Source organism: Bradyrhizobium sp. 186 (genome assembly GCF_023101685.1).
GTDB lineage: Bacteria > Pseudomonadota > Alphaproteobacteria > Rhizobiales > Xanthobacteraceae > Bradyrhizobium.
In genome coordinates, this window is record NZ_CP082164.1 from 200,820 (window position 1) to 226,476 (window position 25,657).

Genomic DNA, 25,657 nt, shown 5'->3' on the forward strand with positions numbered 1-25,657 from the left:
AAGATGAAGTTAGCGCTGATATAGCGCTTTCCGTCCTCCCGGACAAGGCCCATCCCAGGCGTTGACGGGCTTTTTGCGGCCGGTTCGAGGCGCCCCCGCGCAACGCTTCCTTCATCAAGGGGGCCTAAATTCCCCGATCGTGGGGCGGCTTGAGCCTATGGCGCGCCCACGGCGTGCCAGATTCGAGTAGCGTTCCATGACTGTTGCCACGTCGCTCATTCCAGGACTGGACGATATCGTCAAACGCGGCGATCCGAGACGCCGCGGCGAGGTGGCGCGCGCCATCGCTGAATTGTTCTTCCACGATGCTGCAAAGCTCCGTCCCGACCTCGTCGATCTCTTCGACAATCTTCTGATCGATCTCGTCCCTCATGTAGAGCTTGCCTCGCGCGTCGATCTCGCCGAGCGCTTCTCGCACCTGAACAATGCGCCGCCCCATCTCGTGGGTCAGCTCGCCCGCGAAAACGAGATCATGGTGGCAAGCCCCGTGCTGCGGCGCTCGCCCGTGCTCGATGACGCCGCGCTAATCGAGATCGCACGGCTGAAGGGCCAGGGCCATCTGCTGGCGATGACGGAGCGGCCGACATTGTCGGTGCAGGTCACCGACGTGCTGGTCGAGCGCGGTGATCGCGACGTGGTGCGCCGTGCCGCCGGCAATGCCGGCGCGACGTTCTCGCCGGACGGCTATTCGGAGTTGATCAAGCGCGCCGCCCAGGACGGCGTGCTGACGCTCAAGATCGGCCAGCGCGAGGATCTTTCCGGCGAGCATCTCAAGGCGCTCCTGAACGGCACGCTCGACGTCATCCGCCGCCGCCTGTCCACCGTGGTCAACCCCGCGCGCCAGGTCCAGATCAAGCGCGCGATGGTCTCGATCGAGGATGCCGCGCTGCCGCCCGGGCCGCGGCGCGATTTCTCGGCGGCGCAGCGCACGGTGCTCGGCCTGCATCGCGGCGGTCATCTCGGCGAAAGCGCGCTGCTCGGATTCGCCAAGGCGCACAAATACGAGGAGTCGATCGCCGCGCTCTCGGCGATGTCCGGCCTTAGGCTCTCGATCCTCGACCGTCTGATCGCGGGCGACCGCTACGATCCAATTCTGATCCTGGGGCGGATGTTGAATTTAAGCTGGCCCACGGTGCGCGCGCTCATCCTGGTGTGGTACGGGCCGCATCGCGCGCCCGCCGATGCGGACATCGAGGCGGCGCGCATGAACTTCACGCGCCTGATGCCCGCGACCGCCGAGCGCGTCGTGAATTTCTGGCGCAACCGGCAGACGATATAGATCGTTTTCCAGCGAAGTGGACGCCGGTTCGCGTCAAGAAAACGCGTCAACAAGAATCTAGAGCCTGCGAAATCGCAGATACGCAGCCTTGCGTCCCTCGCGCGCAGCTTTCCGGCCATAACGCGTCATGGTGTAGCCGTCCCAGGGCCGCCGAAAATCGTCGGCGCGCTCCGCGAGCCATTGGAAGTCCGGCGAGCGCGAAAGATGCGACAACGTCCAGGCGCAGTAATCGTCGATGTCGCAGACGAAGCGGAATTCGCCGCCTGGCTTCAGCACACGCGCCATCGCCGCGATCGTCCTGTCCTGAACGAAGCGCCGCTTCCAGTGCCGCCGTTTCGGCCAGGGATCGGGATGGATCAAGTCGATCCGCGACAGCGAGGCTTGCGGTAGCCAGGCCAGCAGCTCAGCGGCATCGCCTGCGAACAGGCGGATATTGCCGATCTTGCCGGCCTCGATCTGCGCGAGGATTTTCGCCATGCCGTTGACATAGGGTTCGCAGCCGATGAAGCCGGTCGCTGGAAAGCTCTGCGCCTCCGCCGCAAGATGCTCGCCGCCGCCGAAGCCGATCTCGAGCCGCACATCGTCCGCTGCGGGATCGAAGATCTCGCACGCATTCGCCGGTACCTCGGTCGCGATATCGAGCGCAAGATGCGGCAGCAAATGATCGATCAGCTCGGCCTGGTGCTGCCTGAGCTTGTGGCCCTTGCGGCGTCCGAAGAACGCGCGCTCGCTGTCGTCGCGACCGGGATCTGATTTGCGCTCGCTCATCGCAGCGTCTGATACAGGCGATAGAGCAGCCGCGCGCGCGGTTCGAGCGAGGAGACATAGAGCTGCTCATAATGGGTGTGCGCGCCCTTGCCGTCGACGCCGAGTCCGTCGAGCGTGCCGGTATTGGCCGCCGTGAAATTGCCGTCCGAGCCGCCGCCGGTGTGGGTGTCGACCAGGTCGAAGCCGATCTCCGCGGCGAGTGTCTTTGCATGCTCGTACAGCGATGCGCCGGAATTGCTCTTCTCATAGGGCGGACGATTGAGTTCGCCCGTGACCTTGACTGTAACGCCTTCCGTCTTCGATTCCAGACCGAGAATCCTGCCGACGAATTCCTCTGCGTCTTCGAAGCTCGGCACGCGCAGATCGATCTCGGCATAGGCCTCTTCCGGCGTCACGTTGGGCCGCGAGCCGCCGCGCACCACGCCGACATTGACGGTGACGCCGCGTTTCAGATCGTTCATTCCCTCCAGCGCCTGGATGACGTTGGCGAGTTCGCGGACGGCGCTGCGGCCATCCTCGGGCCGCGTCCCGGCATGCGCGGGCACACCCTTGATGAACACCTGGAATCGTCCGACGCCCTTGCGCCCGGTGACGATCTTGCCGCCGTCGCGGGCCGGCTCCGTCACCAGCACGTATTTGGCCTTGCGTCCCTCCTTCTCGATCAGCGCGCGCGAGGTGGGGCTGCCGATCTCTTCGTCGGACGTGAACACGTGCGTGATGCCGAGCGGCGAACGATCGGCCGTGGCGCAAAGCGCGCGAAAGGCGTGATAGGCGATGTAGGCGCCGCCCTTCATGTCGTAGATGCCGGGACCGAACGCGCTGTCGCCTTCGACCTTGAATGGCAGGCGCGCGATGAATCCCATGGGGTGAACGGTATCGAGGTGGCTCAGCACCAGGATACCCGGCTGGTCCTGGCCGCAGGTCGAGCGCACCACGAGATGATCGCCGCAGCCATCGATGCCGGCGACGCGCTCGAGCGTGACAGGCAGATCGCGATATTGCTCCGCGACCATCGAGATCAGCTTGTTGACTTGTTCAGGCACTTCCGTCGGCGTCTCGATCTCCACCCAGCGGCGGATGCCATCGAGAATAGTTTGGGAATCGAACAAATTGGAGCCCGTCATGGAAGTATCTGTGCCCTTGAATCGGATCATCGAGGAGGACGCACACCACGGCGCGCCCGCAAATGACGACATAGGCCAGATTTGACGCAGTCTCAAACCGGATTGAGATGGCGCGTCAGCGCTTGTCGGGGCCCTCGCGGGCGGCGATCTGTTCGACGAGATCGACGATGGAGCGGCGCAGCTTCGAATCCGTGATTCGGGTGAACGCCTTGGTCAAAGCGAGCCCTTCGGAGGTCGCGAGAAAGTCGGAGACGTAGGAGGGCGAGGCGCCTTCTGCGAAGCCGTCCGGGCCTGCCACGCCGCTCGGGCCGCCCTCGAACAGGAACGACACCGGCACCTGGAGGATTTCGGAGATCTGCTGGATGCGGCTCGCGCCGACGCGGTTGGTGCCCTTCTCGTATTTCTGGATCTGCTGGAAAGTCAGGCCTAAAGCTTCACCGAGCTTTTCCTGGCTCATGCCCAACATGATGCGGCGCATGCGCACGCGACTGCCGACATATTTGTCAACAGGGTTGGGCGCTTTCGACATTTCCTCAGCCCTCCAAACACCACCCTCGGCGCAATAGGAAGTATTGCCTCGGGTGACAGCGACGTCAAAACTTCACTCTGATTGGGGAAACATTGCGGAGAAATTTAGCAATGCACCGCTGTCTTTTGCAGCCAATGCAGAATGAGGAGGCCGCCTGCAATCTGTCAACCGTGGGGCTACGGTTGTCAAAGGTTTCCGGACGCTTCGGCAGCGACGGCGTGATCAGGGGTGCCGTTTGGCAACACGTCGTCGTAGCGCCAGAAACACAGCCAGTGCGACGAGCATGGCGGCGGGCGCGTCGCCGACCCTTGCAAAGATCGTCGGCGGGATCGCGGCGGGCAAGCTTGCATCCAAAATGCCTTCGATGCCGAGGCCAAGGCTCGCGACCGTTCGTCCCACCGGATCGATCACCGCCGATATGCCGGTATTGGCGGAGCGGACCAGCGGCAATCCAAGCTCGATCGCGCGCATCCGCGCCTGCTCCAGATGCTGGTAGGGGCCGGTCGAAATGCCGAACCAACCGTCGTTGGTGAGGTTCACGATCCAGCCCGGGCGTTCGTTGCGCGCTCCGACTTCGTCGGGAAAAATCGCCTCGTAGCAGATCAGCGGCAGCGCCGGCGGCGCGCCCGGCACCGGCAGCGCGTGCCGCGCGGTGCCCGGAATGAAGCCGCCGCGCACCCGCGTCAGTTGCTCGAAGCCGAGCTTCTCCATCGCATCCTGAAACGGAAGATATTCGCCGAACGGTACCAGGTGCAGCTTGTCGTAGATTGCGAGCACGCTGCCGTCGTGGTCGATCACGTAGATCGAATTATAGGCGCGCGTGATCGGCTTGCCCGGCGGCAGGTCAGGGGCGCGGACCGATCCCGTGATCAGCACCGTGCCCTTGGGCAAAAGCTCGGCGATTTGCGCCATCGCGTCGGCTTCGCGGGTCAGAAAGAACGGAAACGCGGATTCGGGCCAGATCAGGATGGTGGCATCGCGCACGCCGGTCGATTGCGGTCCGGACGCGCGGTCCGACAGCGCGAGATATTTCTTCATCACCTCCGCCTTGGCGGCGTAGTTGAATTTTACGTCCTGCTGGAGGTTCGGCTGCATCAGACGCAGCTTGGTGCCCGCGACCATTGTGGTCGGATGCAGTGACAAGCGGATCGCGCCGAAGATGCTCATGACTATCAGGAGCGTGACTGCTGCGGCCGGCACACGCCACGACAGGCGGCGATCCCGCGTGCGGTCGATCAGCACCGCGGGGCTGGCGAAGATCGCAACGGTGAGGAACGTCATGCCCCACAAGCCGATCAGGGACGCCGTCTGCGCCAGCGGCAGCGGCTCCGACAGCGCGTAGCCGAGGGCGTTCCAGGGGAAGCCGGTCAGCACGTGCCCGCGCAGCCATTCGCTGACGGTGAGGCCCGCAGCAAGCGCCAGCACGCGCGCGGCATCCTTGGTCCAGAGCAAGCGAGCCAGCGCGAAGCCGATGGCGGGGAATACGGCGAGACCCGCGGGCAGGCCAAGCACGGCGAAGGGGGTCAGCCATGCGAAGATGTCGGCATCGACGAAGAAGGCATAGCCGGTCCAATAGAGGCCGGGGACGAAATAGCCGAGCCCGAACCAGTAGCCGGTCAGTGCCGCCGCGGGGATGCCGCCGAGCCGCCCGGCGCCGGCACCGTCGATCAGCCAGATCAGCAGCGGGAAGGTGACGAACAGCACCGGGACGGCGTTGAAGGGCGCCAGCGCCAGCACCGACAGCGCACCCGCCGCCATCGCCACGAGGGCGCGCTTCCATCCCCAGGTCAGGATGACGGCGAGGGCGATCTGCCGAAGTCGCTGGAAGAGGCTCACTGTTGCCCGGTCCCGTCGGCAGGCGGCGGGCTCGGGGTGTCGCTGGCGGGCTGACCGCTCTCCGGCGCCGCCTCGCGGCGGCGGGTCTCACGCTGGGTGCGCGGCGCGGGGCGTTCCTTCCGCGTCGAGATGCGCAGCCGCTTGACGCGGCGCGGATCGGCATCGAGCACCTCGACCTCGTAATTGCCGGGGCCCGAGATCACCTCGCCGCGCACCGGCAGGCGGCCGACGAAGCTGACGAGATAGCCGCCGAGCGTCTCCACCTCTTCGCCGGCTTCACCGGTGACGAAGTCCTCGCCGATCACCGAGCGGACGTCATCGAGGCTGGCGCGGGCGTCTGCAATGAAGGCGTTGTCGGGCAGGCGCACGATCGAGGGCGGCTCGTCGCTGTCGTGCTCGTCGTCGATCTCGCCGACGATCTGCTCGACGATGTCCTCGAGCGAAACCAGCCCGTCGCTGCCGCCATATTCGTCGACAACCAGCGCCAGGTGAATGCGCGTGGCCTGCATCTGCGCGAGCAGGTCGATCGCCCGCATCGACGGCGGCACGTAGAGCAGCTTGCGGATGATCCGCGCATCCTGCAGCGGCAACGCGAGATCGACGGAGCGCAGATCGAGCCCGGCCGGCAGCGGCTTCTTGCGCTTGGCCTTGGTGGCTTCCGGCACGCGCGCGCGCGCAGTCATGAAGGCGAGCAGGTCGCGGATGTGGACGATGCCGACGGGATCGTCGAGCGTCTCGTCGTAGACCACGAGGCGCGAGTGGCCGGCGCTCTCGAAACGGCCCATCAATTCGCCGAGCGGGATGTCGCGCTTCACCGCGATGATATCGGCGCGATGCACCATGACGTCGGCGATACGGCGCTCATGCAGGCTGAGGATGTTGCGCAGCATGGTGCGCTCGACGGTCGAGAAGCCGGTATCGCCGGGCGTCGTGGCGTCGAGTACGACCTGGAGATCGTCGCGGACCGATCCCGCCTTCCAGCCGAACAGCGTGCGGATCGCGCGGAGCAGCCAGCCATCCGCGGTCGGGCGCGGCACCTCGCCGGGCGTCACCACGGCCGGCAGATTGCGCGTGTTGCGCGGATTGTCGTGGGTCGGGTCTGAATCCGGCATCTCAATCCATCCGTCAGCGGTCTGCATAGGGGTCGGGGATGCCGAGATGAGCCAGGATCTGCGTTTCGAGCGCTTCCATCTCCTCCGCGTCGTCGTCGTTTTCGTGGTCGTAGCCGATCAAGTGCAGGAAACCATGCACGGCGAGGTGGCTTAAGTGGTGGTCGAACGGCTTCTGTTCCTCGTCCACCTCGCGCCGCATGGTCTCGTAGGCGATCGCGATGTCGCCGAGCATGCGCGGCGCATCGCCCGGCTTCCATTCGCCTTCCGGTTGGAGCGCGGGAAACGACAGCACATTGGTCGGCTTGTCGATGCCGCGCCAGTTGCCGTTGAGGGTGCGGATGCCGGCATCATCGGTCAGCATCACGGCCACTTCCGCGTCCGCCACGTCTTCGTCGACCGACTCCGCCGCGGCCGCGATCGCGCGCTGGATCACGGTTTCGGCGTCGGGCTCGCTCTGCCAGCAATCGGCGACGACGAGGACCTCGGTCATGGGAAGGTTGGGATGCGACATGGCTTTGTTCGGAACGAAGGGCGCTGTGTTCGCGCCCGCATGGTCCGGCTGTTATCTCGTCAGGATTTGTTGCCGGCGGCCGGCCGCTGCGGCAAGCCTTCGTAGGCCGAGACGATCCGCGCCACGAGCTCGTGGCGGATCACGTCTTCGGCCGTGAAATGAACTTGCGAAATGCCCTCGACGCCGTTCAGCAGCCGGGTCGCTTCCGCGAGGCCCGAGGTCTGGCCGTTCGGCAGGTCGATCTGCGAGGGGTCGCCGGTCACGATCATGCGGCTGTTCTCGCCGAGACGGGTCAGGAACATCTTCATCTGCATCGACGTGGTGTTCTGCGCTTCGTCCAGGATGATGGCGGCATTGGTTAGCGTGCGGCCGCGCATGAAGGCGAGCGGCGCGATCTCGATCTCGCCGGTCTGGAGTGCGCGTTCGACGATGCGCGCGTCCATCAAATCGTAGAGCGCGTCGTAGATCGGGCGAAGATAGGGATCGACCTTCTCGCGAAGGTCGCCGGGCAGGAAGCCGAGCCGCTCGCCTGCTTCCACCGCCGGGCGCGACAGGATGATCTTGTCGACTTCCTTGCGCTCGAACAGCTGAGCGGCATGCGCGACCGCGAGCCAGGTCTTGCCGGTGCCGGCGGGGCCGACGCCGAACACCAGCTCATGGCGCTTCAGCGCACGGATGTAGGAATCCTGCGCGGCGGTGCGCGCCCGCACCGGGCGCTTGCGCAGATTGATGCTCTCGAAGGTCGACTTGGCCGACTTGGCGTCGAACTCGAACAGCGAGCCCTGCGCGATCACGCCGCGGATCGCACCTTCGACCTCGCCCTGGTCGAGGTCCTGTCCCTTCACCGCCTGGGCGTAGAGCATCTCCAGCACGCGGCGCGCGGCATCGCAGCCGTCGCGTGTGCCGCCGATGGTGATGTGGTTGCCCTTGGAATCCACGACGACGCCGAGCCGCCGCTCGATCTGCGCGAGGTTCTGGCCGTAGGGGCCGACCAGCGCGGAAGCGGCGCGGTTGTCGTCGAAGTCGATGACGACCTGGGTCTCGGGCGGAACCTGCATGTCGCGGTCAAATTTGCGGCTGGGAGCGAACGAGGACGAATCCGATGCGCTTTTTGGCAAGGGTTCAGGCTCCAGTGGCGATGGGTGATAAAGCGGGCTCGCGCGCAGCACGCGGCGTCACGAGCTCACCGAGGAAGCTGTAGCGCTCGAGGCTGTCGATCCGGACCGGTAGGATTTTGCCAATGATCTCGGACGAAGCCATCACATGCGCAGGTTGCAGGAAGGCGGTTCGGCCGACGATCTGGCCATCCTTGCGCGCGGCGCGCTCGAACAACACGTCGACCGTTGTGCCAATCGCGGCCTTGTTGAAGGCCGATTGCTGGCTGTCGATCAGGTCCTGGAGCCGCTCCAATCGCTGGTCCATTTCGGCGGGGGACACCGTCTCCTGCATATCCGCGGCCGGCGTTCCCGGCCGGGCGGAGTATTTGAACGAATAAGCCGCAGCGTAGCCGATTTGCGTGACAAGCGCGAGTGTCGCGAGAAAATCTTGCTCGCTCTCGCCCGGGAAGCCGACGATAAAATCTGATGAAAAAGCAACGTCTTGGCGCGCGGCCCGGAAACGGTCGACGACACGCCGATAATCATCGGCGGTATGTTTCCGGTTCATGGCGGCCAGAATCCGGTCCGAGCCCGATTGCACCGGCAGGTGCACGAACGGCATCAGCGCCTCGAGATCGCGATGGGCTGCAATCAAACTGTCGTCGACGTCGCAGGGATGGCTGGTCGAGTAGCGCAGCCGCGCAATGCCGGGAATCCGTGCCAGGTACGCGAGCAATTGGCCGAGCGGCCAGCTTTTTCCATCGGGCCCGTCGCCGTGATAGGCATTGACGTTCTGCCCGATCAGCGTGAGCTCGCGGACGCCGTTGTCGGCAAGCCGCTTCACGTCGTCGACGATCTTTGCCACCGGACGCGAGACTTCGGAGCCGCGCGTATAGGGCACGACGCAGAAGGTGCAGAACTTGTCGCAGCCTTCCTGCACCGTGACGAAGGCGGAAATGCCGCGCGCGCGGATCGCTGCGGGCTTCGGCTGGGCGAGGAAGCCGAACTTGTCGGCGGCCGGAAACTCGGTTTCGATCGCGCGGCCTTCATTGCCCGCGCGCTTCAAAAGCTCCGGCAGATGATGATAGCTCTGCGGGCCGACCACGACGTCGACGACAGGTGCGCGGCGGACGATCTCCTCGCCCTCGGCCTGCGCCACGCAGCCCGCCACCGCGATCTGCATCGAGCGGCCCCCGCGCGCGGCCTCGTCCTTGGCGACGCGCAGCCGGCCGAGCTCGGAATAGACCTTCTCGGAGGCCTTCTCGCGGATGTGGCAGGTGTTGAGGATGACGAGGTCGGCATCCTCCGCGCTCGCCGTCTCCACGAATCCTTCCGGGGCCAGCGTGTCCACCATGCGCTGGGCATCGTAGACGTTCATCTGACAGCCATATGATTTGATGTGCAGCTTGCGCGGCGGCTTCATGGAACCCGGAATTGAGGTGGAGGACGGCCCTCAGATATAGGCTGGCGCGGCGAAAATCCAGCGAATGGGTCCAAATGAGCAGTCATTCCGAGGCGCGCCTCAGCGCGAACCCGGAATCTCGACCCAAAATCCTGGGATTCCGGGTTCACGCGCTGTACGCGCGTCCCGGAATGACAATGAGGGGGCAATTACCCCGCCAGGACGTCCGCCTCGGCCCGCCGGACCAGCTCCGGCAATTGCCGCATATCGTCGAACGTCAACCCAGCGCCGGCGGCACGCAACCGGGCGGCGTGACCTGGTGGGCAGTGGCTGCCACCGTGAAAGCCCAGCACGGTCATCCCGGCGGCGCACGCGCCGGTCACCCCGGGGACGCTGTCTTCGATCACGAGGCACCGTTCCGGCGCGGCTTTCATCTGCTCGGCGGCAAACAGAAACAGATCGGGCGCGGGCTTGCCGCGTGCGACCTGGCTCGCGGAAAAGATGTGCGGAGCGAGCAGGTCGTAGAGCCCGGCGCAAGTCAGGCCGTGATGGATCTTCTCCGGTGTTCCGCTCGATGCAACGCATTTGGGCAAATTGATTGCGCCGATCGCTGCGGTCACATGGGTAATCGCCTGCAGATCGCCGGCGTAAGATTGCAGCGTGGCCGCATTCACCTGCTGCTCCAGATCGTCGGGGAGATTGCGGCCGATTTCCTGTTCGACCATCCGCCGCGCGTCTCGCTCGGATACGCCGAGAAAGCGGACGAGCACCTGCTCCGAGGTGATCGGATAGCCGTGCCGCGTCAGCACATCCGCATGCGCGCGACAGGAGATCACCTCGCTGTCGACGAGCACGCCGTCGCAATCGAAGATGATGAGGTCTAGTGCCACTAACTTGTCGGCGTGTCGTCGTCGAGCGGGACGCAATAGAGTTCTAGCCGGTGGTCGACCAGCTTGTAGCCGAGCCTGCGGGCGATTTCGGCTTGCAGCTTCTCGATCTCTTCCGAAGTGAACTCGATCACCTTGCCATCGCGCAGATTGATGAGGTGGTCGTGATGGCTGTCGCGCATCTGCTCGTAGCGCGCGCGGCCTTCGCGAAAATCGTGGCGCTCGATGATGCCGGCATCCTCGAACAGCTTTACGGTGCGATAGACCGTCGAGATCGAGATCTTGTCGTCGACGGCGACACAGCGCCGGTACAATTCCTCGACGTCGGGATGATCGACGGCCTCCGCGAGCACGCGGGCGATGACGCGCCGCTGCTCGGTCATGCGCATGCCGGTGGCGGCACAGCGTGCCTCGATGCCGGTCGCGGTGGATGCGGAAGAAGGTTTCAGTACGGTCATAGATTGTCTGCCTGACGGGGCGCTTGTGCCATCAATGTTACGACAAGTCACGTCGCATCAGAAGTGCGTTCAATTGTTCCCCGTTCGGCTGCTTATAGTAGCGTTCGCGGCGCCCGACCACCATGAATCCGGTCCGGTCATAGAGCCGCCGCGCCGGCTGGTTATTTTCCTCGACCTCGAGAAATATCGTGCGCACGCCGCGCCCTGCGAGATGACCGAGATGGGTCATCAGCAGCGTGCGGGAGAGGCCGCGGCCGCGATGGGCCTGGTCGACTGCGATCGAGAGAATTTCGGCTTCATCCGCGCCGATCCGCGACACCGCAAAGCCGATCGTCTTGCGGCCCAGGCGCAACCGATGCACGAGCGTGTTGCGCTCGCCGATCATCGTCTCGAACTCGCCTTCGCCCCAGCCGCGCGCGAAGGATTCGCCGTGAAGCTGCGCCAGCCGGGCGGCGTCGCGCGCAACAGCCGGCTCCACGGCGGCAGTGCCGCCGCGCCACCATTCCGGCAGCCATCTCATCATGAGCTTGCGGCTTGTGCTGCGAACGGCGGTATTGCTGCCGGCTTTGCATCGGGGGCACGCAGATAAAACGGTCGCGCCGGCGTTGTTTCGGGATCGGCGGCCGCGCCGAGCCACGCGACCCAGCCGATGTCGGGCGCGGCCCGCGCGTCGACCGCAGCCGGTTGTGGCGCATCCTTCGGCCAGCGCTCGGCGAGGATTTTTGCGGCATTGCCGACCAGGTGCGGCGCTCCGAATTGCGATGCCGCGATCGCCTCGTCGATGGCGGCTACTTTCGGCCGCACCAACTGGCTGCCGTCGCTGGCGACGATCTGGAAATAGACGTGATCGTGCCGCGCATCGATCGCCGAGATCACGGGCGCCGGTCCGCTCTGGCCGACGATGCTGGCAGCGTAGGCCGACAACGTCGTCAGCCCGACGGCGGGCCGCTTGGCCGCGAGCGCAAGGCCGCGTGCGGCCGAAATGCCGACGCGCAGGCCGGTAAAGCTTCCAGGGCCGACGGTGACGGCGATCCGGTCGAGCGAGGTGAATGCGAGATTGGCCGCCTGCATGACGCGCGCGATCATCGGCATCAGCGCCTCGGCGTGGCCGCGCTTCATGAGAAGCGATTCCTGCGCAAGGAGTTCGCCGGCCTCGGTGTCGAGAACCGCGGCCGCACACGCTTCCAGCGCGGTATCGATGGCAAGGATCAGCATGGATGAGCGAATGGTGAGTGGCGAATGGCAGACAGTTTAGCCGATCGGAGTTCCATTCGCCATTCGCTACTCACCATTCGCTGTTGATTACATCGGCCGGACTTCGACCACGTCGGGCACGAAGTGCTTCAAGAGGTTCTGGATGCCGTGCTGGAGCGTCGCGGTCGATGACGGGCAGCCGGAGCAGGCGCCCTTCATGTTGAGATAGACGATGCCGTCCTTGAAGCCGCGGAAGGTGATGTCGCCGCCGTCATTGGCGACCGCCGGCCGCACGCGGGTCTCGATCAGATCCTTGATCATGTCGACCGTCTCGGCATCGGCCTCGTCGAAGAACTCGTCCTCGTCGTCGAGATCGGCATCGCCCGCGGCCGCGCCGTCGGCGAGCAGCGGCGCGCCCGACATGTAGTGCTCCATGATGGCGCCGAGGATCGCGGGCTTGAGCTGCTGCCATTCACCGTTCGCCTTGGTCACGGTGATGAAGTCCGATCCGTAGAACACGCCGGTGATGCCGGGCACGTCGAACAGCTTTTCGGCGAGCGGCGAACGCGCCGCGGTTTCGCGGCTGGCAAACTCCATCGGGCTGCCGTCGATCACGACGCGGCCGGGAATGAATTTCAACGTGGCGGGATTAGGGGTGGCTTCGGTCTGGATGAACATCGCTTTTCTCCGAACGTCGCCGGTTCAAGGCCGGCGCGTGAGCTATCCAGTAGCAGATGGCGACGGCGAACGCACGGTCAAGGGGTGGGCGAGGAAATTCGAAGCACGATCAGTGAGATAGGGGAGAATTAAGGAGGGTGGAATCCGCGGGCCTGGGCGGAAGTGCACTCCCTCTCCCGCTTGCGGGGGAGGGCTGGGGTGGGGGTGCTTCCGCGGTCGAGACACTCCCCGTGTGGCGAGACCCCCCACCCGGCGCTTCGCGCCGACCTCCCCCGCAAGCGGGAGAGGTGAACCGAGCTCGCGGAGAGCGTTCCCAAACTACGACAGCGAATCCACGCTTTGATCGCTCAGTGCCCCGGAAATGATCGTCACCGGAATCGGGAACGTGCCCACCGCATGGGTGAGCAGCGCGACCAGCGGCCCGGGCCCTTCCGCGCCGGGATTGGCGGCGAGCACCAGCATGGCGATGTCCGGGTCCTCGTCGATCACCGCGAGCAGCTGTTCCATCGCGGCGCCTTCGCGGATCACGCGTTCCGGCGTGATCGCGGCGATGCCGTTGGCGCGGCCGGCGGCGCGGTCGAGCGCAGCTTCCGCTGCTTCATGCGCCTCGGCGCGCATGATGTCGGCCACGCCCAGCCATTCCTGGTTCTGCTGCTCGGTCTCGATGATGCGCAGCATCACCACGCCGCCGCCGGCGCGGATCGCCCAGCGGCTGGCGTAATAGACCGCGCGATCCCATTCGGCGGTGTCGTCGACGATGACAAGGCATTTGGGCTTGTGACCCGGCTCGAAGCACTGTCGCTTTCTGGTCATGCATGTCCCGGCGTGTGCACGGTCGACATGCTGCCACACTCCCTGTTCGTTTGGGAGGGGGACGTCGGCCGACGCCGGAGCATCGGCCTGACTTCGCAGCTGCAATATTCAGCGCCGGCGGATGAAGCCGACGATGTCCTTCGAAAGCTTCATGGTCTCGTCGGCGATCGCGCGGGCACGGTCGGCGCCATCATTCAGGATGGCGTCGATATGGCCGGGGTCGGCGACGAGGCGCTTCATCTCGCCGGCGATCGGCGCAAGCTTGGTGACGCACAGCTCCGCCAGCGCGTTCTTGAAGCTGGAGAACTGGCCGCCGCCGAACTCGCGCAGCACCTCGGCCTTCGGACGGCCGGAGAGCGCTGCAAAAATGCCAACGAGATTGTCGGCCTCGGGACGTGCTTCCAGGCCCTTTTCCTCGGTCGGCAGCGGTTCCGGATCGGTCTTCGCCTTGCGGATCTTCTGCGCGATGGTGTCGGCATCGTCGGTCAGGTTGATGCGCGAATTGTCGGACGCTTCCGACTTCGACATCTTCTTGGTGCCGTCACGCAAGCTCATCACACGCGTCGCCGGTCCGGTGATCAACGGCTCCGGCAACGGGAAGAACAGGCCGTCATTGGCGCCGTGGCTGCGGATCGAGTCACCGAAATCGTTGTTGAACTTCTGCGCGATGTCGCGTGAGAGCTCGAGGTGCTGCTTCTGGTCCTCGCCGACCGGCACGTGGGTGGCGCGATACAGCAAAATATCGGCCGCCATCAGCACGGGATAGTCGAACAGCCCGACGGAGGCATTCTCGCGGTCCTTGCCGGCCTTCTCCTTGAACTGGGTCATACGGCCCAGCCAGCCCATACGCGCGACGCAGTTGAAAATCCAGGCGAGCTCGGCGTGGCCCGAGACCTGGCTCTGGTTGAACACGATGTGCTTGTTCGGATCGATGCCGCTTGCGATGAACGCCGCGGTCACCTCGCGGGTGTTGCGCGCGAGCTCGGCCGGTCCGCCCCAGACGTCAACCCCTTGCGTGATCGCATGCATGTCGACGACGCAGTAAATGCAGTTGTGGGTTTCCTGCATCTTCACGAAGTTGACGATCGCGCCGAGATAGTTGCCGAGATGCAGATTGCCCGTCGGCTGGACGCCCGAAAAAACCCGTTCAACGAATGGCATGGTTAGTTTTCCTGGCAAGCCTTCCTGAAGGTAATCGGCCGTCGTTTCCAACAGCGGCGCTGCCCCGTCAAGGGTAATTTGGAGGCTCGCGCGCCAGGGGAGGGTTAGCTCGGGCGCCTCAGCGCGTTAACCGCCTCGCGCAAGGAGGCGACGTCGAGGATCTGGAGGAGCAAACCGTAGACGGCGATTCCTGCCGCGATCTGCAGGCCCAGCGCAATGAAGCGGACCAGGCTATGGATGTCGGTGGGCAGGAGCCCCGTTGTCAGCCAGAGCAGGGCACCCATGGCGAGAGCGGCAAGCACGATCCGCGGCAGCCGTTTTCGGGCGGCCGCGTCGATCGAGAAGCCGAACTCGGTCGTGCCTTTTCGTAGCAGGGAGAGCGCGCTGCTCCAGGCGCCGGCCGCGATGCTCGCGGCGATCCCGGTTGCGCCGAAGAAGTGACCGAGCAGGACGGCGAGCGCGACCGCGACGACGAAGCCTTTCGCCGTCGCCAGCAAAGGCGTCATCGTGTCGCTACGGGCGAAGAAGGCCGGCGACAACGCCTTGATCAGCACGTGAGCCGGCAGGCCCAGCGCCAGCCACATCAGCGCGCGCGCGGTCGCCGTGCTGTCGTCCGCGCCGAAGGCGCCATGCTCGAACAGCAGCCGCACGATCGGCGCGGCCAGCACGATCAGGCCGAGCGTGGCCGGTAGCGCGAGCCCGGTCGCAAGCTCCAGCGCGCGCGATTCCGCATGTGCCACCGCGTCACGGTCGCCGCTGCCGACCGCGCGGGTCAGCTCCGGCACCAGCACGGTGCCCATCGCGACGCCGACGATGCCGAGCGGCAATTCGATCAGGCGGTTGGCGAAATAGAGCCAGGAGACGGCGGAGGGCGTGGCCGAGGCGATGATCGCGCCGGCGACCATCAGCCATTGCGGACCCGAGCTGGCGATCATGCCCGGAATCGCTTTCGCAAAGAAGCCGCGCATCTCCTTGTCGAAGCGCACACGCAAAGGCGTCGCAAGACGTGCACTCCGTTGCGACAGCAGCATCAGGAGTTGCAGCAGGCCAGCGACGCCGACCGTGGCGGCCAGCATCCACACGGCGACGATTGCATCGGCGTGCCACAGCAGCAGTGCCGCGATTGCCGCAATCAGCGCAATGTTGAACAGCAGCGGCGAGAACGCCGTGAGGGCAAAGCGTCCTTGCGCGTTGAGCAGTCCCATCAGCACGGTGACGGGGCCGGCAAAGGCGAGATATGGCAGCATCAGCCGCGCGTTCTGGACGGCGAGATCGAGCGATACGCTGCCTACGAAGCCCGGCGCAATGATCGTGATGATCAGCGGCATCAAAAGCGCAATGACGATCGAGAGCGCGATCAGGGCCGCGCTGACCGTGCCGAGCACGCGTCCCGCAAACGTGGCTGCGGCCTCCTCGCCATCGCGGTCACGGATGCGTAGCCAAGCCGGGATCAGTGCCGCATTAAGTGCCCCCTCGCTGAGCAGCCGGCGCACGACGTTGACGAGCTGGAAGGCCGCCAAAAAGGCATCCGCCACGGCGCCCGTGCCGAGCAGCGCCGCGATCAGGGAATCGCGGGCAAAGCCCAGCAGCCGCGAGGCCAGTGTTCCCGTCGAGACGGTCAGGAAGGAGCGGATCATCTGGAGTAATAATACCGTTGCTTGCCCGCTAAGGCCCGGTCGTGATAGGCCGCGAGCCAGATTTCAGGCCGACAGGAAGCGGATTTTCCGCGAGATCGCAATCCGGCAACAGGATCAAGGTGAATGGCTGACGTGAAATATGACGTGCTCGGCATCGGCAACGCGCTGTTCGACGTGCTGGTCAGGACCGATGAGGCTTTTCTCGCCAAGCATGGCATGACCAAGGGCAGCATGTCCCTGATCGACGAGGCGCGCGCCGCTGCCATCTACAAGGACATGGGTCCGGCGACGGAAGTCTCGGGCGGCTCGGCCGCCAACACCATTGTCGGCATCGGCAGCCTCGGCGCGCGGGCGGCCTATGTCGGCAAGGTCAAGGACGACCAGATCGGCAATCTCTATATCCACGACATCCGCGCCGCCGGCGTCGCCTTCAACACGCCCGCCGCGAAGGACGGTTCGGCCACCGGCTGCTCCTATATCCTGGTGACGGCCGACGGCGAGCGGACCATGAACACCTATCTCGGTGCGGCGCAGGACCTGTCGCCCGCCGACATCGATCCGGCCGAGATCGCTGCTGCCGGCATCGTCTATCTCGAGGGCTACCTTTGGGATCCCAAGAACGCCAAGGACGCCTTCGTCAAGGCGGCCAAGGTCGCCCATGACGCAAAGCGCAAGGTGGCGCTGACGCTGTCGGATTCGTTCTGTGTCGATCGCTACCGCGACGAGTTCCTGGCGCTGATGCGCAACGGCACCGTCGACATCGTCTTCGCCAACGAATCCGAGCTGCACTCGCTCTACACGACCTCGGACTTCGACACCGCGCTGAAGCAGCTGCGCAACGACGTCAACCTCGGCGTGGTCACCCGCAGCGAAAAGGGCTGCATGGTGGTCTCCCCGGAAGACGCCGTCGCCGCGCCTGCTTTCCCCATTGCTCAGCTGGTCGACACCACCGGCGCCGGCGATCTCTTCGCTGCCGGCTTCCTGTTCGGCCTCGCGCGTGAGCTGCCGTACAAGCAGTGCGGCAGTCTCGGCGCGCTGGCGGCCGCCGAAGTGATCCAGCACATCGGCGCGCGACCGCAAGTGTCGCTGAAGGAGCTGGCCGAGCAGCGTGGGCTGACAGGGTAGAGCTCGCCTCTCGCCCCGTGGAGGCAGGTACGCGCCTCATCCTCAGTCGTCATGCCCGGGCTTGTCCCGGGCATCCACGTTCTTCGTACCGCGGTGTGAGGCGTGGATGGCCGGGACGAGCCCGGCCATGACGCGCTGTGAGAGGTGTGTGCTCGTCTACGCCGCCTTCCGCCCGCTGCCCGCATCGAGCCCGGCATACACACCACGCTCGAATTCGGCGAAGGCCTCCAGGCACTTCGCGTCGGCAAACGGCAACACCTGCATCAGGATCACACCGGTGACGTCGCGTGACGGGTCGATCCAGTAGTAGGTGTTGGCGAGGCCCGCCCAGGCGAGGCTGTTCGGGCTGCGTCCCTCCGGTGTCTTGGCGGTGTTGATCAGGAAGCTCAGGCCCCATTTCTTCACCTGGTCCGGATAGAGATCGACGTCGTTGGAGTACATCGGGGCCACCGAATTCATCCTGGTGACGTTGAGGTCGCCGATGTGGTTCTGCCCCATCGTCGCGACCGTCTCCGCTTTCAGCACCTGGTTGCCGTTGCCACGGCCCTTGTTCAGGATCATCTGGGTGAACTTGATGTAGTCGCCTGCGGTCGAATAGAGGCCGCCGCCGCCCATGTGGAATTCCGGCTCCTGCTCGAGCTCGAACGGGATCGCGGCGAGCTGGCCGTCCTCGCCGCGCGCATGCATGCCGACAAGCCGCTCGCGCATGCTGTCGGTGATCTTGAACGCGGTCTCATTCATGCCGAGCGGCGCGAACAAATGATCCCGCAGATAAGCATCGAGCCGCTTGCCGCTGATAGCCTCCACCGCCTTGCCGACGAAGTCGATATTGGTGCCGTACTCCCAGCGCGTGCCGGGATCGGAGGCGATCGGCGTCTTCAGCGCGGCGTTCTGGCACGTCGTGATCGCCGGCGTGCCGGTCTTCTCCAGATAAATCGCATTGTCGCCATTCCACATGTTGTAGCAGAAGCCGGCGGTGTGGGTCATGAGGTGACGCAGCGTGATCGGCTTGTTCGCAGGCCGCAGCTTCGGCTCGCCATTGGCATCAAAACCTTCGAGCACTTGCGGCTTGGCGAGATCGGGCAACACCTCACTGATCGGCGCATCCAGCGACAGCTTGTCCTGCTCGACCAGTTGCATCGCCCCGGCGGTCGTCACCGCCTTCGTCATCGATGCGATCCAGAATACGCTGTCGGTCGTCATTGGATCGGGCTTGGACAGGTCCCGCCTGCCGAACGCGCCCTGGTACAGCACCTCGTTACCGCTCGCGGCAATGGCGACGACGCCGGGAATCTCCTGGGCGTCGCTTTTCTGGCGCAGAATCTCGTCGATCTGGGCTTGGCTTTGCATACGCGTTTCCTCCGGTTTGATTATTGTTGGAAGCGATCGATTGTCCTCCCGCGTGCTCCGCGCGGCAAGCGCATCCATGGCTCCGCGCCGGTCGCGATGTCGTGACTTGACGGCCCGCGCCCTGCGCAGGACGACAAGGCCGCTGAACTGCAACGTCTCCTTGCAATCTGCGGTAGATCGGCGCATTTCGCCGTGACCGCGGATCGGCCCACGCGATATGTTTCGAGAGTTTTCGAGCACTTGAAACATTTTGTGCGTTGCGGTGTTCAGCACTCGGCCTAATCGGCGGCTGACGCTAAGACTTGATACAAATTTGGCGGCCGATCGGCCGCGAGGGGACCTCTGATGATTTCGACCTGGAACGAATGGAAGCGCTATCCCCGTCCCGGACGGGGCGACAATCTCGAGGCGCCGATCTCGCCCGGCATCTACGAGGTCCGGATCGCCGGCACTGGTGCGCTCTATTCGTTCGGCGCGGTCGACAATCTGGCGCAGGCGCTGGCGCTGCTTCCGGTCGGCTCGAAGTCCTGGTTCGGCCGCCGGGACACCTCCGACGCGCCGGATCTCGAATACCGCACCTGCGGGACCTCGTCGAAGGCCGATGCCAAGGCGGCCGCCGAGCGCATGATCGGCCGGCGCGAGACCTATCTGAGCGGCGCGGCGTAACTACGCTGTTCCCAGTTTAGCTCCCAGCAGATGCGCGTTGCGGGACCGTGCATTGCGCGCCACCTGTCCCTATATTCCGGGCCGATCCGATCGTCCGAAGGAGCAACGCCATGACCCCAACCGCCGCCGCACGCGCTCAGCAAGCCACCTCCACCCTGCGCGACCGGTTGAAGGACCCTTCGCTGCTGAAGGAGGCCTGCTACATCGACGGCGCGTGGGTTGGCTCGTCGGTCTTTGCCGTTAACAATCCCGCGACTGGCGTCGAGATTGCAAAAATCCCGCAGCTCTCGGCGGGCGACGCCACCAAGGCCGTCGAGGCCGCCGAGCGTGCATTCCCGGCCTGGGCCAAGCACACCGCCAAGCAGCGCTCCAACATCTTGCGCAAATGGTTCGAGCTGATTATCGCCAACCGCGAGGATCTCGCGCTGATCCTCACCTCCGAGCAGGGCAAGCCACTCAGCGAGGCGCTCGGCGAGGTCGACATCGGCGGTGCCTATGTCGAATTCTTTGCGGAGGAAGCGCGCCGCGTCTATGGCGAGACCATTCCGACCCAGCGGCCCGATGCGCGGCTGCTCGCGATCAAGCAGCCGATCGGCGTTTGCGGCGCGATCACGCCGTGGAATTTCCCGAACTCGATGATCACGCGAAAAGTCTCGCCCGCGCTTGCAGCCGGCTGCACCGTGGTGCTGAAGCCCGCCAACGAAACGCCGCTGTCGGCGCTCGCGCTCGCCGTGCTCGCGGAGAAGGCCGGCGTGCCCAAGGGCGTGTTCAACATCATCACGGGTGATGCGCCGCCGATCGGCAAGGTGCTGTGCGAGCATCCGGCGGTGCGCTTCGTCGGCTTCACCGGCTCGACCGCCGTCGGCAAGATTCTCTACCAGCAGGCCTCCGTCGGCGTGAAGAGGCTCGGCCTGGAGCTTGGCGGCAATGCGCCGTTCGTGGTGTTCGACGACGCCGACATCGATGCGGCGGTCGAAGGCGCGATCGTCTCGAAATACCGCAACATGGGCCAGACCTGCGTCTGCGCCAACCGCCTTTACGCTCAGGACAAGATCTACGACGAGTTCGTGCAGAAGCTGTCGAAGAAAGTTGCGACGATGAAGATCGGCGATGGCACCGAGAGCGGCGTCACGCAGGGCCCGCTGATCAACATGAAAGCGATCGACAAGGTCGAGCGCCATATTGCCGACGCGGTGAAGCGCGGCGCCAAGATCGTCACCGGCGGCAAGCGCAGCGAACTCGGACGCTCCTTCTTCGAGCCGACCGTGCTTTCCGACGTCAAGCCGGATTCTCTGGTCGCGCAGGAAGAGACGTTCGGCCCGCTCGCCCCGGTGATCCGCTTCAAGGACGAAGCCGACGTCATCGCGATGTGCAACGCCTCGCCGTTTGGTCTGGCTTCCTACTTCTACTCCCGCGATCTCGGCCGCGTCTGGCGCGTCGCCGAAGCGCTGGAATCCGGCATGGTCGGCGTCAACACCGGCCTGATCACCACGGAAGTCGCGCCCTTCGGCGGCGTCAAGGAAAGCGGTCTCGGCCGCGAAGGCTCGCACCACGGCATGGAAGAATATGTCGAGATCAAATACGTGATGATGGCGGGGGTGTGAGGTCTCTGCATCTGCACTGCGATGCCGTGGCGAGTTTGGTCAGCGCGACGGCTGGCCTTCGCCGAAGCCGCCAGTCAACGCTTGCTCCGACGCAGTTGACTGGGGCTGCGCCCGAGTTCGCGGCGCATCCATTTGGCAAGGTGAGATTGATGGGAGAAGCCGACGTCAAGGGCAACCATGCTCAGTTTGCGATCGTCTTGAAGCAGAAGCAATTGCGCGCGCTCCACCCTCTTTTTCAAAACGTAACGGTGAACCGTGACGCCCATGGCCACCTTGAACCAGGTCCGCAAATGCGAGCTGCTCACGGCGGCCACGCGGCTGAGAACGTCGATGGTGAGCGCTTGGTCTAGATTCGCGTCGACATACGACAGGACTCTCTGAAGTTGCGCATTTGAGAGGCGAGTGGTCTGACTTGGTGGGTCATCCGCCAGGCCGAGCAGTTCGACCGCCAGGGCCATTCCAACATTTTCGGCGAATAAGGGGCCGCTCGGCGAGCCCGCTTTCATGTCACTTTCGAGAGCCTGCCCGAGGAAAACGATGCGCTCATTTCGGAGCATGTGATGCGTCCCGAGCTGGACGGATGCCCTTCGTCCAGCTCTGGCTGCTGCATAGTCTAGCATCCCGGGCGCGAGCCGGATTTGAAGCGACTGATAGGGTGTCTCCGCAACGAAGCCTCCGGCGGTGCCCGACGGAATCAGGTCGATATCGCCGGCTTGACGCAGGAACTGGCCTCCGGTCTCAAGGCAACGCGAACGAGTGGCAGGGCTGAGATGGATAATGACCCTGTGATCGGGAGTCGGCTCCAGCGCAATGGAATCAGGCTCGGTTCGTGTCGTCGCTGCGGTGGTGCCGAACGATGTCGGCGTCGAGCTCGATTTCGCACGCATGGGACGGGCACTCCGGGTCTTGGCGGAATCTGACCGGTATTTGGCGCCTTGTGCGCGATTTTCAACGGCTCCGAGGCCAAGAACTCATCAGTCGCTTATGACAAATGAGGATGCCAAGTGGGTACTTACGTAATTGTCGGAGCCGGCCCTGTCGGACGCGAAACTGCACGTCTCTTGGCGGAGGAGGGACACAACGTCGTCCTGACGAGTAGAAACGCCGGGTCACTCGATGCAGCAAATGTGCGCACGATTTCGTCGGATGCTACCGACGCTGCGCGACTGGCCGGAATAAGCAAGGGCGCTGATGCGATCTTCATGTGCGCCATGGCGGCCTATCATCGATGGCCGACCGACTTCTTTCCGATCATGGATGGAACGGTCAAGGCCGCCGGGCAGGTTGGTGCCAGGCTGATCGTGCTCGGGAATGTCTACGGTTACGGCGAGCGGGCTGCGAGCCCCCTCACTCCAGACCTGGAGCCGGACCCGACCACCAGAAAAGGCACAGCCAGGCACATCATGTGGCAGCGCGCAGTTCGATCGAACGTTCCTTCCCTCGAGGTCCGCGCAAGCGACTATCTGGGCGAGGGGGCGGTCACCTATTTTTCCCTGCTGGCATTGCCGTCGCTGCTCAGGAACGAGCCGGTGTCCTTCCTGGGCAATCCGGACGCGATGCATGCCTGGTCTTTCACGAAGGACACCGCGAGGACTCTGGTCGCGGCATCGCGCTTCACCGGAGAATGGGGACGCGCGTTTCATGTGCCGTCGCAGCCGGCGTCTGTTCGCGACCTGGTGAAGAAATTCGCAGCCGCGCTGAAGATTGAAGTTCCGAATCTGCTTCCGCTCACGCCGGTCGAACTGGAGCGCATCGGCTTTCACGAAGCGATCGAGATGTCCTACCTGTTCGAAAAGCCGCTTCTGGTCGATGCTGGTGATACGGAGAAACTTCTGGGCGTCACCGCGAGCAGCCTGGACACGATGATCCGCGACACCCTGCCGTAAACGGCGAGCATGAATATGACGAGGAAAAAATATAATGAGCGAACAAAGCGTTCGATGCGCCGGTGCCCGGGGATCTCCCTCGGTCGCTCTACCGCCGCAGCACCGCAATCGTCCGGTTCGCGAACGTCAGCCGTTCGGCCATGACCGACACGAAATAGGTCAGCAGCTTGTGGCTGAGCGCGGGGTCCTCGATCCTGATGGCGTCGAACTGGTGCGTGTTCAGCACATAGAGCACGCTGTTAACCTCGGCCTGGATGGTGGCGCTACGCGGCGTCTGTGACACCAGCCCCATCTCGCCGATCGTGGTGTAGCGGCCGAGGCTGCGCACGCGCGTGGTGCGGTCGTCCTCGGCCGGGATCATGATGCCGACGCGACCGTCGAGGATGAAGTGCATGGAATCCGCGGGATCGCCGGCCTGCACGATGACGTCGCCGGCCTCGACCTCAAGGCGCTGGCAGCGGCGGATCAGCTCGTCGGCATCGTCCTCGCTGTTGAGAATCCCCGTGAACCAGTCGCGCAAGTTTGCCTCCTCCTGCGCGAGTTCCTGATGTTGCGCGATGAGTTCGTTCTCGCACCACTCCAGCGCATGATCGAGCTCGGGAATGATGGTGACGCCTTCGCCGATGAAATCGCTGGAGCGCAGCACCTTCTTGGCCGCGGTAGACAGGTGCACCAGGATCAGCTCGACGCCGAGGTCACCCGCGCTGCGCTTGATCTGCGCAAAACTGTAGGCGGCCGAGGAGTCGACGCCGGTGACGAGCTTGAAGTCGAACAGCAGATAGCGGCACTCCGGGCGCTCCTGGAGCAGTTGCTTGACATGCTGGTAAAGTCGGTTGGCGGAGCCGAAGAACAAATAGCTCTGGAGGTTGAGGCCCCGGATCTTGCCGCCATGGGCCAGCAGCACCTCCTGGTCGTCCCGCGAGCGATCGAGCGAAGAGCGATATTCGGAACCGTCAAAACTGTACTTGATCGATTCGACCCGCGCCGCGCTGAACGCGAAGGTCGCGCAGCCGATGACGACGCCGATCAGGATGCCCGGCACGAAACCCCAGGCGACGATGATCGCGATGATGGCGAGCAGCGAGAGATATTCGAGCTTCGAGAGCCGCTTGCGCGACTCGATGAGCCATTTGTGCAGCTGGTCGGCGCCGAGATAGAGTAGCAGGCCGCCGAGCACGAATTTCGGCATGAAGCCGAGCAGCTCCGGCGCAACTGCGAGCATCAGCAGCGACATGGCCGCAACGGTGAGGCCGGACAGGCGTCCGCGGCCGCCGCTGCTGAAATTCAGGATCGAGCGGCTGACCGAAACGCAGCCGGCATAGCCGGCGAGCGCGCCGGTCAGGATGTTGGCGGCGCCGGTGACATTCAGCTCGCGCTCCAGATTGGCCTCGCGATGCACGGCGACTTCGATCCCGGTGGTGTTGAACAGCGTGCTGGAAGCCGTGACGAAGATGACCGCGACGAGGTTGCCGAGCAGGTCCGGCACCGCGGACCAGGGATAATTGGCAAGATCGTCGGTGTGCCAGGGCAACATGAATGTCGCCGGCGGCGGGGGCTGGAAGGTCCAGCCGAGGGCGCGCGCCTCCTCCGTCGAAATCCCTGCGATCCAGAACGCCAGATGTGCCGTGAGCATGCCGCCGACCAGGATGATCGGCAATCCGAACGGGCTGCGCGAGCGGTGCCAGGCCAGATACAGCACCAGCGCCATCGCGCAGGCGGCGCCCAGCTCCGAAAGCGTGACGCCGTTGGTGAAGCGCAACAGCGTGGCAAACTGCACGGGATGATCGGTGATCACCCGGATCGCGCCCATGACGATCAGAAGCCCGGTGGCCCCCAGGAAGCCGCCGATCACCGGATAAGGCACGTAGCGGATCGCGCGGCCCATCCGCGTCAGTCCCAATCCGCACAGCACGATTCCGGTCAGCACAGTCGACAGGCCGAGCGTGATCAGGACGGGCGAGAGCAGGGGTGCCGATAAATTAGCCGCTTCGATGCGTTCGACCAGCGAGGCGGCCAAAATGCCCGTCACCGCGGCGGTCGAGCTGTCAGGGCCGGCAACCGCGAAGGGCAGCGAGCTGCCAAGCCCGATGACAGCCGCGAGCACGGCAGAGCTGATGAAGGTCGCGGCGATGCCGTAGGACAGATAGGGCGACAGCGGGCCGGTGAAGATCAGCAGCGCATAGGAAAGCCCGAAGGTGACGGTCAGGACGCTGGCGGCGCTTCCGCCCAGTATATCATTCAGCGCACGTTTGATGGACGGATTCAATCCTGTGACCGGATCGAGGCCAATTGCTGGATCTGTCACGCCCCGACACTCGCTCATGAGAATTCCCGTCCGAGAGGTAGACGAGTGCGAGGTTAGCGCAACAGGATTCTTGCAAATATGAGATTGGCAACAGTTTCGGGCACGCTCTCGGCGTCCTCCCGGCTTTCGCCCGGAGGGCGTCGGGGATGGAGCCGGGCAGGGAATGCCGGAAGACGGTAGACCCCTCCACGTCATTGCGAGCGTAGCGAGGCAATCCAGAATCCCTCCGCCGAGA

Annotated in this window: 24 protein-coding genes; 5 read left to right on the forward strand and 19 right to left on the reverse strand. The window is 64.6% G+C overall.

Annotated elements, in window-relative coordinates; all coding sequences use genetic code 11:
• Positions 1 to 196 precede the first annotated feature (196 nt).
• Positions 197 to 1,279: a DUF2336 domain-containing protein gene (locus tag IVB18_RS00965; RefSeq protein WP_247987485.1), complete on the forward strand. Its 1,083-nt coding sequence runs from the start codon at positions 197 to 199 to the stop codon at positions 1,277 to 1,279.
• Positions 1,280 to 1,336: 57 nt separating this feature from the next.
• Here the strand turns inward: IVB18_RS00965 and trmB are convergent, their stop codons facing one another.
• The 16 genes from trmB to murJ form a co-directional block, all read right to left on the reverse strand.
• A complete protein-coding gene (gene trmB / locus IVB18_RS00970) occupies positions 1,337 to 2,047 on the reverse strand; it encodes a tRNA (guanosine(46)-N7)-methyltransferase TrmB (RefSeq protein WP_247987486.1) in 711 nt (236 codons plus the stop codon).
• A complete protein-coding gene (locus IVB18_RS00975) occupies positions 2,044 to 3,201 on the reverse strand; it encodes a M20 family metallopeptidase (RefSeq protein ID WP_247987487.1) in 1,158 nt (385 codons plus the stop codon). Before IVB18_RS00975 ends, trmB begins: the two co-directional genes overlap by 4 nt.
• Positions 3,202 to 3,286: 85 nt before the next feature.
• Entirely contained in the window at positions 3,287 to 3,700 is a 414-nt protein-coding gene (locus tag IVB18_RS00980) for a helix-turn-helix transcriptional regulator (protein WP_247987488.1), read from the reverse strand.
• A 222-nt stretch (positions 3,701 to 3,922) separates the two neighbouring features.
• Entirely contained in the window at positions 3,923 to 5,536 is a 1,614-nt protein-coding gene (gene lnt / locus IVB18_RS00985; protein WP_247987489.1) for an apolipoprotein N-acyltransferase, read from the reverse strand.
• Positions 5,533 to 6,648, reverse strand: a complete 1,116-nt coding sequence (locus IVB18_RS00990) for a hemolysin family protein (RefSeq protein WP_247987490.1) — start codon at positions 6,646 to 6,648, stop codon at positions 5,533 to 5,535. Before IVB18_RS00990 ends, lnt begins: the two co-directional genes overlap by 4 nt.
• A 13-nt stretch (positions 6,649 to 6,661) precedes the next feature.
• Entirely contained in the window at positions 6,662 to 7,159 is a 498-nt protein-coding gene (gene ybeY, locus IVB18_RS00995) for an rRNA maturation RNase YbeY (RefSeq protein WP_247987491.1), read from the reverse strand.
• A gap of 59 nt (positions 7,160 to 7,218) precedes the next feature.
• On the reverse strand, positions 7,219 to 8,217 hold the full coding sequence (locus IVB18_RS01000) for a PhoH family protein (protein ID WP_247987492.1): 999 nt from the start codon (positions 8,215 to 8,217) through the stop codon (positions 7,219 to 7,221).
• A gap of 64 nt (positions 8,218 to 8,281) precedes the next feature.
• The gene (gene miaB / locus IVB18_RS01005; RefSeq protein ID WP_247987493.1) at positions 8,282 to 9,679 is read right to left on the reverse strand and encodes a tRNA (N6-isopentenyl adenosine(37)-C2)-methylthiotransferase MiaB; all 1,398 of its coding nucleotides are present in this window, start codon (positions 9,677 to 9,679) and stop codon (positions 8,282 to 8,284) included.
• 188 nt (positions 9,680 to 9,867) lie between these two features.
• Positions 9,868 to 10,548 carry an HAD family hydrolase gene (locus tag IVB18_RS01010; protein ID WP_247987494.1) on the reverse strand — a complete coding sequence of 227 codons (681 nt, stop codon included), beginning with the start codon at positions 10,546 to 10,548 and terminating at the stop codon, positions 9,868 to 9,870.
• On the reverse strand, positions 10,548 to 11,003 hold the full coding sequence (locus IVB18_RS01015) for a Fur family transcriptional regulator (protein WP_247987495.1): 456 nt from the start codon (positions 11,001 to 11,003) through the stop codon (positions 10,548 to 10,550). Before IVB18_RS01015 ends, IVB18_RS01010 begins: the two co-directional genes overlap by 1 nt.
• 37 nt (positions 11,004 to 11,040) lie before the next feature.
• Positions 11,041 to 11,526 carry a ribosomal protein S18-alanine N-acetyltransferase gene (gene rimI / locus IVB18_RS01020; protein ID WP_247987496.1) on the reverse strand — a complete coding sequence of 162 codons (486 nt, stop codon included), beginning with the start codon at positions 11,524 to 11,526 and terminating at the stop codon, positions 11,041 to 11,043.
• Positions 11,523 to 12,218, reverse strand: a complete 696-nt coding sequence (tsaB, locus tag IVB18_RS01025) for a tRNA (adenosine(37)-N6)-threonylcarbamoyltransferase complex dimerization subunit type 1 TsaB (protein WP_247987497.1) — start codon at positions 12,216 to 12,218, stop codon at positions 11,523 to 11,525. Before tsaB ends, rimI begins: the two co-directional genes overlap by 4 nt.
• An 87-nt stretch (positions 12,219 to 12,305) precedes the next feature.
• Positions 12,306 to 12,875 carry a NifU family protein gene (locus IVB18_RS01030; protein WP_247987498.1) on the reverse strand — a complete coding sequence of 190 codons (570 nt, stop codon included), beginning with the start codon at positions 12,873 to 12,875 and terminating at the stop codon, positions 12,306 to 12,308.
• A 318-nt stretch (positions 12,876 to 13,193) separates the two neighbouring features.
• Positions 13,194 to 13,688, reverse strand: coding sequence for a universal stress protein (locus IVB18_RS01035; protein ID WP_247991933.1), 495 nt, complete (start codon positions 13,686 to 13,688; stop codon positions 13,194 to 13,196).
• 108 nt (positions 13,689 to 13,796) lie between these two features.
• Positions 13,797 to 14,849 carry a tryptophan--tRNA ligase gene (gene trpS / locus IVB18_RS01040; protein WP_247987499.1) on the reverse strand — a complete coding sequence of 351 codons (1,053 nt, stop codon included), beginning with the start codon at positions 14,847 to 14,849 and terminating at the stop codon, positions 13,797 to 13,799.
• Positions 14,850 to 14,953: 104 nt separating this feature from the next.
• Positions 14,954 to 16,486 carry a murein biosynthesis integral membrane protein MurJ gene (gene murJ, locus IVB18_RS01045; protein WP_247987500.1) on the reverse strand — a complete coding sequence of 511 codons (1,533 nt, stop codon included), beginning with the start codon at positions 16,484 to 16,486 and terminating at the stop codon, positions 14,954 to 14,956.
• A 123-nt stretch (positions 16,487 to 16,609) separates the two neighbouring features.
• On the opposite strand from murJ, the gene IVB18_RS01050 reads away from it, so the two are divergent.
• A complete protein-coding gene (locus tag IVB18_RS01050; protein WP_247987501.1) occupies positions 16,610 to 17,611 on the forward strand; it encodes an adenosine kinase in 1,002 nt (333 codons plus the stop codon).
• A 156-nt stretch (positions 17,612 to 17,767) separates the two neighbouring features.
• Here IVB18_RS01050 and IVB18_RS01055 read toward each other — a convergent pair whose 3' ends face one another.
• Positions 17,768 to 18,961 (reverse strand): serine hydrolase domain-containing protein, encoded by a 1,194-nt coding sequence (locus tag IVB18_RS01055; protein WP_247987502.1) that lies wholly within the window; start codon positions 18,959 to 18,961, stop codon positions 17,768 to 17,770.
• 345 nt (positions 18,962 to 19,306) lie between these two features.
• Between IVB18_RS01055 and IVB18_RS01060 the strand changes: the two genes are divergently transcribed.
• Together IVB18_RS01060 and IVB18_RS01065 are read left to right on the forward strand one after the other, a co-directional pair.
• Positions 19,307 to 19,627 (forward strand): hypothetical protein, encoded by a 321-nt coding sequence (locus IVB18_RS01060; protein ID WP_247987503.1) that lies wholly within the window; start codon positions 19,307 to 19,309, stop codon positions 19,625 to 19,627.
• Between the two features lie 110 nt (positions 19,628 to 19,737).
• A complete protein-coding gene (locus tag IVB18_RS01065) occupies positions 19,738 to 21,231 on the forward strand; it encodes an NAD-dependent succinate-semialdehyde dehydrogenase (RefSeq protein WP_247987504.1) in 1,494 nt (497 codons plus the stop codon).
• A 74-nt stretch (positions 21,232 to 21,305) separates the two neighbouring features.
• On the opposite strand, the gene IVB18_RS01070 is transcribed toward IVB18_RS01065, so the two are convergent.
• Positions 21,306 to 22,118 (reverse strand): AraC family transcriptional regulator, encoded by an 813-nt coding sequence (locus tag IVB18_RS01070; RefSeq protein ID WP_247987505.1) that lies wholly within the window; start codon positions 22,116 to 22,118, stop codon positions 21,306 to 21,308.
• A 117-nt stretch (positions 22,119 to 22,235) separates the two neighbouring features.
• Between IVB18_RS01070 and IVB18_RS01075 the strand changes: the two genes are divergently transcribed.
• Positions 22,236 to 23,117, forward strand: a complete 882-nt coding sequence (locus tag IVB18_RS01075; protein WP_247987506.1) for an NAD(P)H-binding protein — start codon at positions 22,236 to 22,238, stop codon at positions 23,115 to 23,117.
• A gap of 88 nt (positions 23,118 to 23,205) precedes the next feature.
• Here the strand turns inward: IVB18_RS01075 and IVB18_RS01080 are convergent, their stop codons facing one another.
• Positions 23,206 to 25,422: a SulP family inorganic anion transporter gene (locus IVB18_RS01080; protein ID WP_247987507.1), complete on the reverse strand. Its 2,217-nt coding sequence runs from the start codon at positions 25,420 to 25,422 to the stop codon at positions 23,206 to 23,208.
• Positions 25,423 to 25,657: the final 235 nt, after the last annotated feature.